Genomic DNA, 17,916 nt, shown 5'->3' with positions numbered 1-17,916 from the left:
CTGCATTTTTTTTGATTACATTTGACTAACTAATTCTAAAAACCTCATATCATGCAAATTAACTTCGTTGCTTTGTTTATAGCAGCCATCGTCACACTCGTAACCGGTTTTATCTGGTACAGCCCAAAAGTATTCGGAACTATCTGGATGAAGGAAAATAATTTTACTCAAGAAGAGCTAAGAAAAGGAAATATGCTTAAAATCTTCGGACTTACGTATATTTTCTCATTAATGATTACCATGACTTTAATGTCGCTGACCATCCATCAGTCTGGCGCAGTCGGAATGGTTGGCGGACCACCGTTGATTGATAGCGCAAAACCTTCATTTGCCGCTTTTATGGCAGATTACGGAATGGCATACAGGACTTTTAAACATGGCGCGCTTCACGGTTTTATGTCAGGATTATTTTTTGCTTTTCCTTTAATTGGAATCAATGGTTTGTTTGAAAGAAAATCTTGGAAATATATTTTTATCCACAGCGGCTATTGGATTCTTACCTTAACGCTTATGGGCGGAATCATCTGCGGATTTGCCTAACATCAATTATAAAAAACCCGTTTGAAAAATTCTCAAACGGGTTTTCTTAATAATAACTTAAAGTAGTTTAGTTATTACAAATATTATCTAATTTTGAAGAAATTAGCTCACTCTTTTGAATACAACATATTCTTTCCAGATTTACAAAAGCGCATCATTACTGCCTTTAGAATGGAACTCGCTCGCAGCAAATAATATTTTTTTGACACGAGAATATCTCGAAGTACTGGAAAATTCATGTCCAGTAAATATGACTTGTCATTTTGTTGGTCTTTTTGAAGAGAAAAAACTAATCGGAATTGCATTAACACAGTTCTTATTTGCAGAAAAACTCGAATCTTTTGGAGAACGCGACAAATGCTTAAAAACTTCGGTGCGTAATTTTGCTTTAAAGAATTTTGCTTCTCACGTTTTATTCGTTGGCAACAATATGCTTACAGGGCAAAATGCCTTTATTTTTGACAAAAGCATCAAGGAATCAAAAGCCATTAAAACACTTCACAAAGCAATTAATCAGCTTAAAAAAGATTTAAAAGAAAGCGGAAAAAAGGTGCACATCACCAGCATAAAAGATTTTACGGCAAAAGAAATTGAACCGCTTCAGACTGAATTCAAAAATAATTATACGTTTTCCACTCAACCTAATATGATTTTTGAAATCAGTAAAAACTGGAAGACAGAACAAGATTATATTGATGCTTTATCCAAAAAGTATCGCGATCAATACAAACGAGCACGAAAAAAATCAGAGGGAATTGTAAAACAGCAAATGTCCCTCTCTGATATTAAACAATATGAAGACGTTATTTACGATTTGTATTTTCATGTTGCTAAAAATGCTCCCTTCAACACTTTTTTTCTGGCTCGGAATCATTTTAGTTTTTTTAAAGAAATAATGGGCGATAATTTTCTTCTGTACGGTTATTTCTTAGATGAAAAACTAATCGGTTTCAATACTTTAATCAAAAATGGTGAAGTAATGGACACGTACTTTTTGGGTTATGACGAAAGCATTCAGCGCGAAAAAATGTTATACTTAAATATGCTCTACGACATGATTGGATATTCTATCAAAAAAGGTTTCCGTGAAATCGTCTTTGCCAGAACTGCTCTTGAAATTAAAAGTTCTGTTGGCGCAAAACCTGTAAAAATGTACGGTCTAATTACACATAGCAACGCTTTAATCAATCACAATATTTCTAGATTTTTTAATTATTTGGAACCCAAAACAGAATGGCAGGAGAGAAATCCATTTAAATAAAAGATGTCGCTCCGTTGGAGCTTATGGCACTTTTGAATCAAACTATTTTCTATAAATATTTCGCTCCCTACGGAGCTTTTTTTTAAGCTCTGGAAAAGCAAAATATTTATAGAAAAAAAATAGCAAAAAGATAAAAAGCTCTGGCGGAGCGATATATCTGGCACACCAAGAATTCTTCAATCAAATCAAGGCACAGCAATTTTCATCTGTTTATGTAAAATATGAATTTCTAATGAAGTCTGCGCTCCGCAATATTCTCCATCAATCTGAAAGTTAACGGGATAATCTGTTTTAATTTCAGCTTTATCCGTTGAGATAATTACAATATCATCAGAATCAATAGGCATATTTCCGGTAATTATTTTTCCAATTAAAAGCAAATCAAGACTTTTTAAAATAACGAGCTCAAACCTTCCATCATTCATTGCACCATTTGGATTGATGATGACGCCTGTTCCGTATTTCTGAGAATTGGCAATTACAATCATTCGCGCTACATGTTCAACTGTTTTATTATTTGCTGAAATTGTTGCCACAAAAGGCTCTTCTGATTCTTTAAGGGTCGTGAAAGCCTGGAGTGCGTATCCCCAAAATCCACGAACATCACTTTGCTCGTAGTTTTTAACCAGATTGGCATTCAAGCCAAGATCACTCAGATGGATACTTTTTTTGCCGTTGATGCAAATCATATCCATTTCGATATAATGATGCAAAAACGCTATTTTAAGGTTTTCCTCTATTCCGTCTGGAAGATTCAAGTCTACCGAAAGCCCGTTTGCAGAACCTGCGGGCAAAATCCCAATTATAACATCTTGCTCTTCCATTGCTTCAGCCACCATTTTTATGGTACCATCTCCTCCAGCAACAATAATTCGTTCTGGTTGAAATTCATCGTATAAAGATTGTATGGCTCTTAAATCATTTTTCCCAGTCGTTTCATATACCTCTAAATTAAAATGATTGGTTGCCGCAAACTCTTCTACAGCATCAATTAAATCAGATTTATCTAAATCTCCAGAAATCGGATTTACAACAAACAGAATATTCTTTTTCAAAATTTTATTTTTAAAACCAATTAAATTAAGTAAATTACAGTTACATAAATATACGTAATTAATGAAACCAATTCTACAATTATATCGAGGTTATGCAAATGAGCAAGAGTTAATTGTAATGGGACACGTTTTAAAAAGGGAAAACAAATACAATTTTGAGAAGAGGAAATTAAAAAATGCCACTTCTATCCTTAAATTGTTTAGAATAAAAACCATTAAAAATTTTGATGTTTACCTTCACTACAATAACGAAGTCATTCACACCAAGACATTAGATGATGGCTACTTCAAATTCTGTATCCCATTAGAAAAAGAAACACATTTTGGATGGATGACTTATGAAGTCAGCTTAAAATATCGCCATGAAACCACAACTTGCAAAGGCAGTTTTATAAGACCACATAAAGGAAAACTCGGAATCATATCGGACATAGATGATACTTTTCTGATTTCGCATACGAATAATATCTTTCGAAAAATTTACATTTTATTATTCAAAAACGTTAATGATCGTAAAGTCTTCAATGATGTTGTCGCACATTATCAGGCTCTGAGCCAAGCAGGAAGAAACAATCCGGAAGAAGGGAATGCCTTTTTTTACATCTCCAGCAGCGAATGGAATTTATATCGATTTATTGCCAAATTTACCAGAATTAACAAACTGCCCAAAGCCGTTTTTTTGCTAAAAAATATTAAAAGAGGCATTACCGATTTCTTTATGAGTGGAAGAGGAAATCACGATCATAAATTTGAAAAAATAAAGCATGTTGTCGAGTTCTATCCAACGCTTAAATATGTTTTAATGGGCGATGACTCTCAGCATGACCCAAAACTCTACGAAAGAATCTGCAAAATATTTCCAGTTACAGTTATAGCCGTTTATATAAGGCAAACTGGAAAATCTAAGAAAAAAGAAGTAAAAAAAATCTTGAAGAATTTAGAAAGCTTAAATGTTTCTGTATGCTATTTTAAAGAAAGCAGCAAAGCAATTGAACATTCTCGATCGATTGGTATTATTAAGTAGTTTGTTTCATGTTTCATGTTTCATGTTTTAAGCTGAACTGAATAAATATTTAACCGCAAAGCACGCTAAGTTCTTTGATCTTTGAAGTTTTAAAAACGCAAAGTTCGCAAAGCTATTATTAATAAAGCTTTGCGAACTTTTTATATTGTATGCAAACTACAAAAAACTTATCGTGCTTTGCGGTAAAAAATTACTCATCAAGATAGCAACTTGAAACCTTAAACTTGAAACAAAAAAACTAAGCATTAAAACTATCAATCTCTTCTGAAACTACTTCCCAGTCGATTAATAATTGCTCTAAGTCTTGTTTCTTTTTATTGTAAGCCGTAAAAAAGGAAGCATCTTCGATGTGTTTGTCGTAATTGGTTTCTAACATCTTATCGTCGTGCTGGATTTGTTTTTCCAACTGCTGAATCTGACTTTCAATTTTACTTAATTTGTTCTGAAGCGCTTTTCCTTTCTTCTGATCTTCGTAAGATAATTTACTCGCTTCTTTTTCTTTTGGAGCTGGCGTATTTTTCACAACATCTTTTTTCTCTACTTCACGCATATTTTCCAAATTGCGTTGCTCTAAGAAAAAGTTGATATCTCCTAAATATTCTTTAATCTTTTGATCTTTAAATTCGTAAACGATGTTCGACATTCCTTGAAGGAAATCCCTGTCGTGTGAAACCAATAATAAAGTTCCGCCGAATTTTTGAAGCGCTGCTTTTAAAACGTTTTTAGATTTAATATCTAAGTGGTTTGTAGGCTCATCCATCAGCAAAACGTTGATTGGCTGTAACAACAATTTACAAAGAGCCAAACGGTTACGTTCTCCTCCAGAAAGCACTTTTACTTTTTTCTCAACATCATCTCCACGGAATAAAAATGAACCTAACATATCACGAACTTTCATTCGGTTTGTGTCGGTCGCAGCATCTTCCATGGTTTGAAGCAAGGTGATTTCTCCGTCTAAATATTCAGCCTGATTTTGAGCAAAATATCCCAATTGAACATTATGGCCTAATTTGATATTTCCTTCGTATTCAAATTCGTTTACTAATGCTTTTATAAAAGTAGATTTCCCCTGTCCGTTTTGACCAACAAAGGCAATTTTACTTCCTCTTTCTACCAATAAACTAATATCTTTTAGAATCGTTTTGTCTCCATAAGCTTTTGTTACATGTTCAGCCTCAATAACTACTTTTCCTGGCTCTTTAGAAACTGGAAAAGAGATATTCATAACAGAATTATCGTCTTCGTCAACTTCGATTCTTTCTACTTTATCTAATTTTTTAATCAGCGATTGCGCCATTGAAGCTTTTGAAGCTTTTGCACGGAATTTCTCGATTAATTTTTCAGTTTCTTCAATCTTTTTCTGCTGATTTTTTTGCGTCGCTAATTGCTTTTCACGAATTTCATGGCGTAATTCTAAATATTGAGAATATGGCTTGTTAAAATCGTATGCTTTTCCTAGCGAAATCTCAATTGTTCTATTGGTTACATTATCCAAAAACATTTTATCGTGCGATACAATTACCACAACTCCAGGATAATTGCGAAGGAAATTCTCTAACCAAATGATACTTTCTATATCTAAGTGGTTCGTTGGCTCATCCAGAAGCAAGACATCATTCGATTGCAATAAAAGTTTTGCCAACTCAATACGCATTCTCCATCCGCCAGAAAAAGTTTCGGTTTGGTTATTAAAAACTTCTCTTTTAAAACCTAAGCCTAAAAGAATTTTTTCTGTATCACCCACATAATTATATCCTCCAAGAAGATCAAAACGATGCGTATAATCAGACAAATCTTCTATAATCTTAGCATACTCTTCGCTTTCATAATCGGTTCTAGTCACCAACTGGTGATTGATTTCTTCGAGTTTTTTCTCAACAACTTTAATTTCTGTAAAAGCTTCGTATGCTTCTTCCAAAACAGTTCTTCCCCGTTCAAAATCAATATCCTGACGCAAGAATCCCATTTTGATATCTTTCTCTTGAGAAATTACTCCCGAGTCAGGTTTAAAATCGCCTGCTAGCATTTTTAGCATGGTAGATTTACCTGCTCCGTTTTTACCAACAAGACCTACGCGGTCGCCGGCACCCAAACGAAAAGTAACTTCTTCAAATAAATAGGTTCCTCCAAAAGAAACGGAAAGATTGTGTATATTAAGCATAATGTATTGCTGTAAATGTAAAGGCTAGAAAACCTTTATTATTCATTAAATAAATAAATTGCAAACAAGCTAATTATCGTGTTACAATTTTGAAAGTGCAAAAGTATAACTTTTAATTGAAGTTTTTATACTGTAAAACAATAGCTTTTATAAAATTCAAAAACTTAAAACCTTATTTAATTCTGAACTTTTCTTCTTTAATTAAATCGAAAATTAGTGGATTGAAAATATACTTTTAAATCCCATTTATAAAAAAAAAGGAATATTGTAGCGGTAAACATTATACTCGAATCAAATCAAAATAAGCTGTAAGTTTTTATCCTAATTAAATAGCTTAAAGCCTGAAAATACCTTATATTTGCTTTAAATAATTACTCCCATTCACACGGTATCCAAATACAATCGAGGTGGATTAAAGACTATAAAATTTACTTAAAATGTTCAAAAGAGGCTCCAAACTAAACAGCATAATAACGGGAAGTTGTCCAAAATGCCAAAAAGAAAGCATGTATGAAGACAAAAATCCGCTTCATTTGAGTAAAGTTCTCAAAATGAACGATCATTGCAACCACTGCGGATTTAAATACCAGATTGAACCTTCATTCTTTTATGGCGCGATGTATGTGAGTTATGCTTTAAACGTAGCCGTAGGTGTTGCTGCCTTTATCGTTTCATTTGTATTTTTTAACACCACAATCGAACAGTCATTTTTAGCAATAATTATAACGTTGGTTATTTTATTCCCATTCGTTTTGCGTCTTTCAAGAAACTTATATATCAATATGTTTGTTTCTTACGATCCTAAGGCTGGCCAAAAGTAAGGCCTTTCAAATATCTTTTATGAAATCGTTTAATGTCAGCTTCTTTATCTAGCGGAACATTATTTTCGATATGATCATATAGCGCTTTCGCCATTGCTGGACCAAGCATAACACCACGAGTTCCTAATCCGTTAAGAATATGCAGAGATTTATGCTCTTCATGCGTTCCAATCAAAGGTCTTCGGTCTGCAACTGTTGGACGGACTCCAGCAAAGTGTTTTACTATTTCGAAGTCGCAAGTAATGATTTCTCTTATACGCTCTAAAAGCTCCTGTCTGCCTTCTTCCGTTGGTTCGGAAGTTTTATCATGCCAATTGTAAGTTGCTCCAACTTTGAATAAATTATTTCCAAGAGGCAAGATAAAAACACTTGTATTTACAATTATATCAAGATTTAAATCTGGCGCTTTTATGATAAACAACTCTCCTTTTGTTCCGTCTAGTGGAAGATAATTAAAAAATGGATTTTTATGCATTCCGAAACCTTCAGCAAAAATAATATGGCAAGCCTCAATGTTTTTATATTGAATTCCTGAGTCTAAAAATTCTATAGCACTAAAATCAAAAGATTCTTCTCTTAATAAATCATTCTGAAGTAAATATTTTTGGTAATTATCCAACAACAGAGCTGTATCAACATAACCAGTATGCAAAACTTCTCCATAATCGTATGGAGAATCAATGCTGTTATATTTTTTTGAAATTAATTTAGTCGACAAAAAAGGAGCTAAATTAATTTTATCTGAAGCTGCAAACCAATTATTCTGTTCTTCAATAGAAAAGAACTTTCTTAAAACAGGCATTTTAAAGTTGAATTTCTCTTTTAGTTTTTCTTCAACTTTATCATAAAACTCGTTCATCAATACAAGCTGCTCTTTTGCATTCCACACCTCACTGAAACGTTTTAAAATTACAGGATTGTACAAACCGCCGGCAACTCTCGAAGAATTCTGAGATTTGTCATCTAAAAGTAAAATTGATTTGTTATTCTTAAGGGCGACTTCGGCAAAAGAAATTCCAGCCAATCCAGATCCGACAATTAAATAATCAAGCATTGTGAAGTATAGATAAAATAAAAAAACTCTTACTACAAAGGTAGCAAGAGTTTTTCTTATAATGAGTTTATAAACTTAGTAATTCCACATATCTTCTTCAAAATTACGAATCTTCTCTTTTACTCTTTCTGATTCTAATAATTGACTTTGCGCATTATCTTTAATATAATCTTTGATTTCGCGATCGCCATAAACATTCTCTTCCTTATATATTACAGAATTGAAACGTCTTGAATTTAAAATCTGATCAAATGAAATAGGCAGGGCTGAATTTTTATCATTAAAAGCTTTTCCTTCATGCAGGACTTCACGTGCATTAGGGAAGAAAACCCAAAACAACTCTATATAATCCTTTTCATCACTATTCATCGTATAAACATCAGGAGTTACTGGGCAAATTCCAAGAAGACGATATTTTAAATCGCTTTGTCTTTTATCAAAATACCAAAATCCCTTAATCTTATACTGACTCACATCGGCAGCCGTAAGATCTTGCTTCAAAATATATTCAGCAGGAACTGTTCTTGTAGGCCCAACTGTTTGGTCAACATAAGTAACTTTCTTATTCTTTCCTGTGCCTGTAACCACTTTTTTCTTAACAACACGTGTTCTATAATCATCAGGATATTGATTGATAAGCTCACGCCCAGCATCTGTGGTATCAACACGAGATAACGCCCCTTGAATATCTTTTAAAGTCTTCTTTGTATTAAAATAACTATCTGTATAAACCTCTGTTATTCTACCGCTTCTGATTCCTTTAGTTAAAACATCATAAAGGGATCTCCTATCTGGACCTATATTGGCTGTATCAACTGGAAAGTATAATGGGAAATTTATTTTTTCATTTAAATCGATTATTTCCCAAACCATTTTTCCCATCAAAACATCTCTATCATCAACATAACCATAAGCTAGAGGTTTATCGTTATCCGATATCATTTGAGCTGGCGTCTTAATTCCGATCTGATCGGCGGTTTTGGCATTAAGCAAATTAGATTGAGCATAAGAAGACAAACTTCCGAAAACAGCAACAATAGCAACTAATAAATTTCTTACTTTCATCATGATAATTTTTACAGAACATTAAACGAAATTTTATTACAAATATTGTTATTTTTCTTACATAATCAAAAAGAAATTAAATATTAATATACATCATATTGTTTTTAACTTTTTGACATAAAAAAAACTCTTACTACAAATGTAGTAAGAGTTTTTTAATTATTGAACTATGTATCAACTTAGTAGTTCCACATATCTTGTTCGAAATTGCGAATTTTCTCTTTCACTCTTTCAGATTCCAACAACTGATTTTGAGCGTTGTCTTTCATGTAATCACTAATTGCTCTGTCTCCGTAAAGGTTTTCCTCTTTGTAAACAACAGCATTAAAGCGTCTTGAATTTAAAATCTGATCAAATGAGATTGGAAGAGCTGAATTGTTGTCATTGAAAGCTTTTGCTTCATGCAGCGCTTCTCTGGCATTTGGGAAGAATACCCAAAACAATTCAATATAATCCTTTTCATCACTATTCATTGTATAAACGTCTGGAGTTACTGGGCAAATTCCTAGTAAACGATATTTCAATTCACTTTGACGTTTATCAAAATACCAGTATCCTTTAATTTTATACTGACTAACATCAGCGGCAGTAAGATCTTGTTTCAAGATGTATTCAGCAGGAACCGTTCTTGTTGGCCCAACTGTTTCTTCTACGTAAGAAACCGATTTGTTTTTACCTTTACCAGAAACTACTTTTTTCTTCACAACGCGTGATTTGTAGTCATCAGGGTATTGGTTAATTAACTCTCTACCTGCATCAGTTGTATCAATACGAGATAAAGATCCTTCGATGTCCTTCATAGATTTTTTAGTGTTAAAATAACTGTCAGTATAAACCTCAGTAATTTTTCCACCTTTAATAGCTTTAGTTAAAACGTCATAAAGAGAACGTCTGTTAGGACCAATATTAGCTGTATCTACTGGAAAATATAATGGAAAGTTGATTTTTTCATTCAAATCAATGATTTCCCATGTTGTTTTCCCCATCAAGATATCTCTATCATCTACATAACCATAAGCCAAAGGCTTATCATTGTCAGATATCAATTGAGCAGGAGTTTTAAGTCCAATCTGAGCAGGAGTCTTTGCGTTTAGCAAATTAGATTGCGCATTAGAAGCAAAACCTCCAGCGATAGAAACAATAGCTATTAAAAAATTTCTTACTTTCATCGTGGTATCGTTATAAGATATTGAATGTAGTTTACACTACTTTATTATTGTATTTCGTAAATTACAGGAGCAGTTCTTGGCAATAAATAACTACCAGCTCCAACAAGTTTAGTTTTAATTTCAGAAATAGTAACTTGGTCTCCTTTACCTGCTCTTGAAAGTACTTGTTTACATTGTGCATTCATTTTGTTTCCTGTAACAACAACTGTAGGCTGTCCAGCAATTTTCATATTGAATCCAACAACATCTAAACCAACTTCAAAATCAAAATCAAGAAGTTTAGCTCCAATAGTAGCAATCTCTAAGTTAGATTTAGGACCTTTAACAACTCCCATCTCACCTCTAATTGTTCCTGTTGGACCAGGAATACCTTTAATTCTGAATGTTTTCTTATCAGTTACTTTGTCACCGTTTGGCAAAGTACCAGTTACAGAAATTGTAGTTTCAGTACCTTGACCTGGGCTCATGTTATATTTTCCTGGTTTTCCAGCAGAAGATAAACCTGGAGCACTTGCAACAATTTTGTTAGCATCAACACCAGCAAAAGATACAGAGATTGGGTTAACAACTCCTCTATACACTACGTTCATTTTGTCTGCAGAAATTGTAGCAGCATTTGGTCTTGGAACAACAACATATTTACCAGAGAATTTTAAAGGAATATTTTTTCCATCCTCTAAGAAAGTAAATTGTCCGTTGATGTCTTGTTCTCCAACTCCACCAGCAGTTAAAGAGATAACAGCTTGTCCGTTAACAATTTGTCCAGGACCTTGGAAAGAAGTTGGTGTAGTGTTTTCGTCATAACGACCTAAAACAACTTTACCAGTAACTTTTTCTCCTTGGAAATAAGCATTTTTATCTAAAACAACGATTGCTTGGTAGTTGCTGTAAGAAGCAGCAGCAACTGCAGCTTTACCTAAAGCGCTGTTGTAAACGTCAGCTTCAACTTTTTTAACGTCATTTTGCCAAGCTGAAAGTTTTGCAGCTGTAGCAATTGCAGGGAATCCTTTAAAGTGATACGCTAAATATTTTTCTTTAATTCCCTCTTTGTTTTTAACATCAGAAACATCAAATTTCTTGTCAACCTCAGCAATAATTGCTGCGTATTTTTTATCTGTTCCTAAAGCAGCTTTAATATCAGCTTTATATTTTTCGATTTTAGAAATAATTTCGTTACCTTTTTTAGTGTAACCGTCTCCTGTAAACCAGTCGTCGATATTATCTCCTCTATCCATAGACTCATAAGGCATTTTTCCAGTCGCTTTATCAACTTCGAAACCTTTAACTGCCTGAGCTTTTAGAGTAGCTATATAATCATAAAAATCTTTTGTAATTGTTTCAACTTTGTGAGCTGTTACTGCAGCAATAGCAAATTCTCCTTTTGCTTCAGATGCTTTTTGATCTAATGCTGTTAATAAACCAGCATTAGCCGTATTTGAAGTAGTATTAGCTCCTTCGAATTTTTCATTCATCAAACCAAAAGCAGAAATTACTTCTTTTGATACGTTCATTGCTAACATTGCGATGAAAACCAGGTACATCAGGTTAATCATCTTCTGTCTAGGGGTTAATTTTCCTCCTGCCATTTTTCTTTAATTAGTTCTTATTAATAAATTTAATATTTAGTTAAAAACTAATTATCCTTTGTTACTCATTGCAGAAAGCATACCACCATAAACGCTGTTTAAAGAAGCGATGTTTGCAGTCATAGATGCCATTTGCTCTTTTAATTTAGAAGCATTTTCAGCGATTTCTTTGTTAGCTTCAGCGTTTCTAGAAGCACTTTCTAATTGTACTTTATATAAACTGTTTAATGATTCCATTTGAGCAGCAGCAACAGATAATTCTTCTGAATATTTCTTTTGTCCCGCGATTGAATCTACAGTTGGAGCAATTCCTTTTGCAGCAGATTCGAAGTTTTTGATGCTGTTTCCTAAACTTGACATTAATTCACCGTCAATTTTAGCTTCTTTTAATAATGTGTCTAATTTTTGAGATAATAATCCTTGAGCGTCAGTTGGAGTTTCAGCTTTAGCTTTTTTCTCTCTAGCTTGTCCGTTAGCTAATTCTGGGTAAACTAGAGTCCAATCTAGCTCTTCTTCAACTGGTTCGAAAGCAGAAAGCGCAAAAATTAACGCCTCAGTCACCAATCCTACTGAAAGCATAACTGTACCTGTTAATGGTCCAATTTCAAAGTGAGTAATTTTGAATAAAGCTCCAACGATTACCACTGCCGCTCCCATACCATAAGCGAAATTCATTGCTTTTTTACTTAATAATGCCATAATACTTTTTTTTTAGGTTTAAAATAGATTTGTTGGATATTGAATTAATTTAAATTTACTTTTTTCTGTTTCCTGTAACTTGAGTACCCATGTAATCTTGTACAGTTCTGAATCCGATGTAGCTTCTTGCTGAATCAGCATATTCGTGGTCACGAGTGCTTACCTGTAGGAAATAAGCAACGTCTTTCCAAGAACCTCCACGAACCACTTTTCTTTGGTTTTTACCATCGATAACGTTTGGATTCATTGTTGATACATATTCGTAAGCGTTTGGATTGTATGCAGAATCTGTCCACTCAGAAACGTTTCCTGCCATGTTGTATAATCCGTAACCGTTTACATCGTATGATTTAGCTTCAACCGTATAAAGCGCTTCGTCAGCAGCATAATCTCCTCTACTTGGTTTGAAGTTTGCTAAGAAACAACCTCTATCACTCTTAGTATAAGGACCTCCCCATGGGTAAGTTGCAGACTCCAGACCTCCTCTAGCTGCATACTCCCATTCTGCTTCAGTAGGTAATCTGAAAGCATTTACTAAATCACGTCCTTTTTTCTTAGATTTAATGTAGCTGTTTTTGTTTAAAGTTCTCCAAGCACAGAATGCTTTAGCTTGTTTCCAAGTTACACCCACTACTGGATAATCTCCATAAGCCTTGTGCCAGAAGTAATCATTATGCATTGGCTCATTATATGAATAAGCGAAATCTTTAATCCAAACTGCAGTATCAGGGTAAACATTTACCTGCTCAGTTTTTACAAAGTCACTTCTTTTTCCAACTTTTGCTTTTGCGGCAGCTTGAATATCCATCCAAGAATAACGGAATTTCAATTTATTTACGTCAATTGTTCTTAAACCATTGTATGATTCTTCAATTGGCAAATACATAGAATCCATTACTTCAGCGTAATACTCATCTGGATATGCTTTTGTATCTTTAATTAACTTAACTTTTCTGTTTAATTTTCTTCCAGCATATGGATCATCTTTTGTACCAACACTATAATAGTTGTCGTACATGTATTTGTCATAAGCTGTCATTTTTTCTGGATCAGAATCATTAAAAGCGTAGTCAGCAATGCTTCCGCCTTTTTTACCTTTTCCATCAGTAGCTTTTTGCCCGGTTTCGTCAGCTAAAATTGCTAAACGAACTCTCATTGTAGAGTCTTTTACCCACTCCACAAATTGACGATACTCACTATTTGTAATCTCAGTTTCATCCATGTAAAACGAACGAACGGTTACAGTTTTAGTTGGAGCATCTTCTACGTTAGCTAAATCAGCATCTGATTTACCCATAATAAAAGATCCACCCGGAACTAATGTCATTCCATAAGGCTTCTCGGGATGCCATTTCCCTCCTGTAACACCAACTAATTCACCTTTGTCACCAGACTTACCACAGCCGATTACTAGTGTTAACATTGCTGCAAATGCAATAAACTTCTTCATATAAATTTGGGATTATCTATTCATTATTAAAAGTCCGTAAACGTATTTATTATTTATCTAAAAAACAATACTACTTGCGAATTTATTTTACCGTTCAAAAATAATGTTAAATAAAATAAAAAAAAAATATTTTATCGATAAACTGCTTTAAAAAATCGATGTAAAACGTTAATTTTTATGTATTATACATATTTTCTTACTAATTAATTTTAACTTTTTTTTACGAGTTTTAAAAATTTAAGATTTCACTTAAATTTTTGATCTATAAAGCATTTTTTCTTTGCGCTTTCCACCATCTTTCTGGCAATTCTTGATTGCAAGCCGACAAATATTCCTCGTAAGAACAAGGTAATAACGTATTTCTTTTCAATTTATTGCTGCCATTTGATTCATATGGAATTTCGATCCACCAACGGTCTGTTTTATCACTTTTATAGAATATTAATTCTTCATCATCCAACGGAACAATATACTTTAAATAGTTTGCTCTGCTTCCAAATGGATATTCTTTTGATCGATAGTGATAGCCTTCAATAAAATACCATACAATCTGAGCAATAATAACCGATTCAGCAAGTGTGCTATTGTGATTAAATACTCCAAAAGCAGAAACTTTATCACTAATTCCTGCATATCTAGACAAAGCACAAATTTCTTTTCCGTTAAATCCGTTTGGCTCAAAAGTCACCATATTACCTGAAGCAGAAGACTTTACAGAGTTTAAATCTATACTTACCAAGTCTGCATCTCTGAAAACCGGCTCAGCCAATGTAATTTTATTTGAAATCTCACCTAAACGATAAGCATCAAAAAACAGCTTCTCGATCAGATCGATTTCTTCTTGCGAATTATAATAGGTTTGATATCCTATATTACAGTAATTGAAAAGATTATTTGGCTCATCAATAATAATTTTTGTAAGATACGAATTAGCCGAAACTGACTCATTTTCTTTACCAAAATCAAATTTATTATCAACTGCAACCAAATTTACCATCTGCTCTAAGTCATCGTAAGCGCGATATAAAGCATAGGTCAAATCCTGAGAACCTCCTAGAACTATAGGAATGACTTTATTCTTGATTAATGTAGAAGTAACTTTCTTTAATGCAAAATAAGTATCCTCTACAGAATCGCCCGCAAGTATATCTCCCAAGTCTGCAATTGACGCATCCCAATTTCCTGGAAACATACTATAAAGCTTTTTACGTACAGCAGAAAGATTAACTTCATTAATCATATTGATGTTTGTACGGTCTTCCAACACACCAATTATAGCAATACTAATCTGCGCAATATCAGGAAACTGATCTTGGGTATGAAAAACAATTTTACTTCCAAGCTCTTGTGAAGACAGTCCTCCGACGAATCTTATAATTCCATCATTAACTGGTTCTAGAAAATCAAATTCCATTTATATACTTATTTCTTTTTAGCAGCTGTTTTTTTAGCTGGAGCTTTTTTAGCCGTTGTTGTTTTAGCTGCAGTTTTCTTTGCAGGCGCTTTTTTAGCAGGCGTTTTAGCCGCAATCATTTCTTGAACTTGTGCCAATGTTAATTTTGTCGCATCAACATCTTTTCCTAATTCAATTTTTATTTTTCCTTTTAGAATTACAGAGCGTCCCCAACGGGCTTTTTCTACTACAATTCCTTCTTCTTCCCAGTTATGAATAACTTTATCGATGTTTTTCTGAAGTTTTTCTTCAATTAACTCCTCAACATCTGCTTGAGAAAGATTATCAAAATTGTATTTTTTGTTTACGTTTACAAAAAGACCGTTCCATTTAATAAATGGTCCAAAACGCCCCACTCCTTTTTGAACAGCTTCTCCTTTATAAACTGCAATTGGCGCATCAGCAAGTGCTTTTTCGTCAATCAATTCTTGAGCTCTTTCTTTCGAAACATTAAGCGGATCTTCACCTTTAGGCAACGAAATAAAAACATTTCCATGGCGAACATAAGGTCCGTAACGGCCATTGTTTACTTCAACTTCTTCTCCTTTATATTCTCCTAAACTTTTTGGAAGCAAGAATAAATTTAATGCTTCTTCAAGCGTAATGTTTCCAATATTTTGATCTGCCATCAAGCTAGCAAACTTTTTATCCTCATCATCTGCTTCTCCAATTTGAGCCATTGGTCCAAATTTTCCTAAACGAACAGAAACTTGTCTTCCGTCTGCATCTTTTCCTAAGATTCTTTCACCGCTTTCGCGCTCAGCATTTGCCTCAACTTCTTTTACATTTGGATGAAACTGATTGTAAAAGTCCTGCATCATTTTTGCCCAGTCAATATTTCCTTCGGCAATTTCGTCGAAATCCTGTTCTACTTTTGCAGTGAAATTATAATCTAAAATGTTTCCGAAATTCTTTACCAAGAAATCAGTCACAATGGTTCCGATATCTGTTGGAACCAATTTCCCTTTATCAGAACCTGTATTTTCTTTTAGAACTTTCTCTCCTACTTTATTATTCTGTAAAGTAAGCTGTGTATAATTACGCTCAACACCTTCAAGAGTTCCTTTTTCAACATAATTTCTATTGATAATTGTTGAAATGGTTGGCGCATAAGTAGAAGGACGGCCAATTCCAAGTTCTTCTAATTTTTTAACCAAAGACGCTTCCGTATAACGTGCAGGCGGTCTTGAATATCGTTCTGTAGCTGTAATATAGTTATTAGCCAGTTTTTCATTTACTTTTAAAGCTGGAAGCATTCCTTCTTGCTCTTCCTCATCATCATCATGGCCTTCTAAGTACACTTTTAAGAAACCTTCAAAAAGCAATACTTCTCCAGAAGCTGTAAAAACTTCATCATGATTATCAGCTTCAATCTTCACATTTGTTCTTTCAAGCTGTGCATCGCTCATTTGCGAAGCCAAAGTTCTTTTCCAGATCAAATCGTATAAACGAGCTTGGTCACGGTCGATATTTACTGTATGACGAGACATATCTGTTGGACGAATTGCTTCGTGCGCTTCTTGAGCTCCTTTGTTTTTATTGGCAAAAACTCTCGGTTTAGAAAATTCTTTTCCGTAAGATTTGATGATTTCTGCCTGTGCTGCATCCATTGCTTCTTTAGAAAGATTCACAGAATCGGTTCTCATATAAGTAATAAGCCCCGCTTCGTAAAGACGCTGTGCCAACTGCATGGTAATTCCAACCGGCAAATACAATTTTCTCGCAGCTTCCTGTTGAAGTGTCGAAGTTGTAAAAGGTGCTGTTGGAGATTTTTTGGTAGGTTTAGTTTCTAAATCGGCTACCTTATATTTAGAACCGATGTTTTGATTTAAGAAATCTTCGGCCTCTTTTTTAGTATTAAAGTTTTTTGGAAGTTTTGCTTTGAAAGCTTTTCCTGCTTCGTTTACAAATTCTGCAACAATTGAATAAGTTGCAACTGCATTAAAGCTTTGTATTTCGCGTTCTCTTTCAACAATCAAACGCACAGAAACCGACTGCACACGACCTGCAGAAAGTCCGCCTTTGATTTTTCTCCATAAAACTGGAGATAATTCGTAACCTACTAAACGATCCAAGACACGGCGTGCTTGCTGTGCATTTACTAAGTTATAATCAATTTCTCTAGGATTATCGATTGCTTTAAGAATCGCAGATTTTGTTATCTCATGAAAAACAATACGTTTAGTCTTTTTTGTATCCAACTTTAGTTCTTCCGCCAAGTGCCATGAAATAGCCTCTCCCTCGCGGTCCTCATCGGATGCTAACCAAACCGTTTCGGCATTCTTAGAAAGTGATTTTAGTTTCGTTACCAAGGCTTTTTTATCCGGAGAAACTTCATATTTAGGTTTAAAACCATTTTCTACATCTACTCCTATTTCCTTTGATGGTAAGTCGGCTATGTGACCATAACTTGACTCCACCTGAAAATCACTCCCAAGAAATTTCTCGATCGTTTTCGCCTTTGCAGGTGACTCCACTATTACTAAATTCTTTGCCATTGCTCTATTTTTCTGCAACAAAAGTATTTATTTTTTTTAAATATTAACCTTACGATTGAATTTTTGAAGTATTTTGATAT

Annotated in this window: 14 protein-coding genes; 4 read left to right on the top strand and 10 right to left on the bottom strand. The window is 33.9% G+C overall.

Annotation, left to right across the window (positions count from 1 at the left end; genetic code table 11):
- Window positions 1-51 precede the first annotated feature (51 nt).
- Both BLP44_RS21015 and BLP44_RS21010 read left to right on the top strand, forming a co-directional pair.
- Entirely contained in the window at window positions 52-540 is a 489-nt protein-coding gene (locus tag BLP44_RS21015; RefSeq protein ID WP_008467071.1) for a DUF1761 domain-containing protein, read from the top strand.
- 115 nt (window positions 541-655) lie between these two features.
- The gene (locus BLP44_RS21010; protein WP_091135913.1) at window positions 656-1,801 is read left to right on the top strand and encodes a GNAT family protein; all 1,146 of its coding nucleotides are present in this window, start codon (window positions 656-658) and stop codon (window positions 1,799-1,801) included.
- A gap of 185 nt (window positions 1,802-1,986) precedes the next feature.
- Here BLP44_RS21010 and BLP44_RS21005 read toward each other — a convergent pair whose 3' ends face one another.
- Window positions 1,987-2,856, bottom strand: coding sequence for a diacylglycerol/lipid kinase family protein (locus tag BLP44_RS21005; protein ID WP_091135909.1), 870 nt, complete (start codon window positions 2,854-2,856; stop codon window positions 1,987-1,989).
- Between the two features lie 61 nt (window positions 2,857-2,917).
- Here BLP44_RS21005 and BLP44_RS21000 point away from each other — a divergent pair, with 61 nt between their 5' ends.
- Window positions 2,918-3,880 carry an App1 family protein gene (locus tag BLP44_RS21000; protein WP_091135905.1) on the top strand — a complete coding sequence of 321 codons (963 nt, stop codon included), beginning with the start codon at window positions 2,918-2,920 and terminating at the stop codon, window positions 3,878-3,880.
- 238 nt (window positions 3,881-4,118) lie between these two features.
- Here BLP44_RS21000 and BLP44_RS20995 read toward each other — a convergent pair whose 3' ends face one another.
- Window positions 4,119-6,041, bottom strand: a complete 1,923-nt coding sequence (locus tag BLP44_RS20995) for an ABC-F family ATP-binding cassette domain-containing protein (protein ID WP_091135900.1) — start codon at window positions 6,039-6,041, stop codon at window positions 4,119-4,121.
- Between the two features lie 437 nt (window positions 6,042-6,478).
- Here BLP44_RS20995 and BLP44_RS20990 point away from each other — a divergent pair, with 437 nt between their 5' ends.
- Window positions 6,479-6,862: a DUF983 domain-containing protein gene (locus BLP44_RS20990; RefSeq protein ID WP_091135897.1), complete on the top strand. Its 384-nt coding sequence runs from the start codon at window positions 6,479-6,481 to the stop codon at window positions 6,860-6,862.
- Here the strand turns inward: BLP44_RS20990 and BLP44_RS20985 are convergent.
- The 8 genes from BLP44_RS20985 to topA form a co-directional block, all read right to left on the bottom strand.
- Window positions 6,843-7,916: an NAD(P)/FAD-dependent oxidoreductase gene (locus BLP44_RS20985; protein ID WP_091135893.1), complete on the bottom strand. Its 1,074-nt coding sequence runs from the start codon at window positions 7,914-7,916 to the stop codon at window positions 6,843-6,845. The genes BLP44_RS20990 and BLP44_RS20985 overlap by 20 nt on opposite strands.
- A 75-nt stretch (window positions 7,917-7,991) precedes the next feature.
- The gene (porN, locus tag BLP44_RS20980; RefSeq protein ID WP_066035095.1) at window positions 7,992-8,981 is read right to left on the bottom strand and encodes a type IX secretion system ring subunit PorN/GldN; all 990 of its coding nucleotides are present in this window, start codon (window positions 8,979-8,981) and stop codon (window positions 7,992-7,994) included.
- 179 nt (window positions 8,982-9,160) lie between these two features.
- Window positions 9,161-10,150 carry a type IX secretion system ring subunit PorN/GldN gene (gene porN, locus BLP44_RS20975; RefSeq protein ID WP_008467088.1) on the bottom strand — a complete coding sequence of 330 codons (990 nt, stop codon included), beginning with the start codon at window positions 10,148-10,150 and terminating at the stop codon, window positions 9,161-9,163.
- Window positions 10,151-10,194: 44 nt separating this feature from the next.
- Window positions 10,195-11,736: a type IX secretion system motor protein PorM/GldM gene (gene porM / locus BLP44_RS20970; protein WP_091135890.1), complete on the bottom strand. Its 1,542-nt coding sequence runs from the start codon at window positions 11,734-11,736 to the stop codon at window positions 10,195-10,197.
- 51 nt (window positions 11,737-11,787) lie between these two features.
- Window positions 11,788-12,435: a type IX secretion system motor protein PorL/GldL gene (gene porL / locus BLP44_RS20965; RefSeq protein ID WP_008467092.1), complete on the bottom strand. Its 648-nt coding sequence runs from the start codon at window positions 12,433-12,435 to the stop codon at window positions 11,788-11,790.
- Window positions 12,436-12,490: 55 nt separating this feature from the next.
- Complete coding sequence (gene porK, locus BLP44_RS20960) at window positions 12,491-13,885, bottom strand: T9SS ring complex lipoprotein PorK/GldK (protein WP_008467094.1); 1,395 nt, start codon at window positions 13,883-13,885, stop codon at window positions 12,491-12,493.
- 262 nt (window positions 13,886-14,147) lie between these two features.
- A complete protein-coding gene (locus BLP44_RS20955; protein ID WP_091135886.1) occupies window positions 14,148-15,299 on the bottom strand; it encodes a formimidoylglutamase in 1,152 nt (383 codons plus the stop codon).
- 8 nt (window positions 15,300-15,307) lie between these two features.
- Window positions 15,308-17,836 carry a type I DNA topoisomerase gene (gene topA / locus BLP44_RS20950; RefSeq protein ID WP_066032667.1) on the bottom strand — a complete coding sequence of 843 codons (2,529 nt, stop codon included), beginning with the start codon at window positions 17,834-17,836 and terminating at the stop codon, window positions 15,308-15,310.
- Window positions 17,837-17,916 lie beyond the last annotated feature (80 nt).

Origin of the sequence: Flavobacterium anhuiense (genome assembly GCF_900101855.1) — a bacterium.
GTDB classification, from domain to species: Bacteria; Bacteroidota; Bacteroidia; order Flavobacteriales; family Flavobacteriaceae; genus Flavobacterium; species Flavobacterium anhuiense.
Note: the sequence above shows the minus strand (reverse complement) of the source record. Positions and strands in the feature narration are given on the sequence as shown.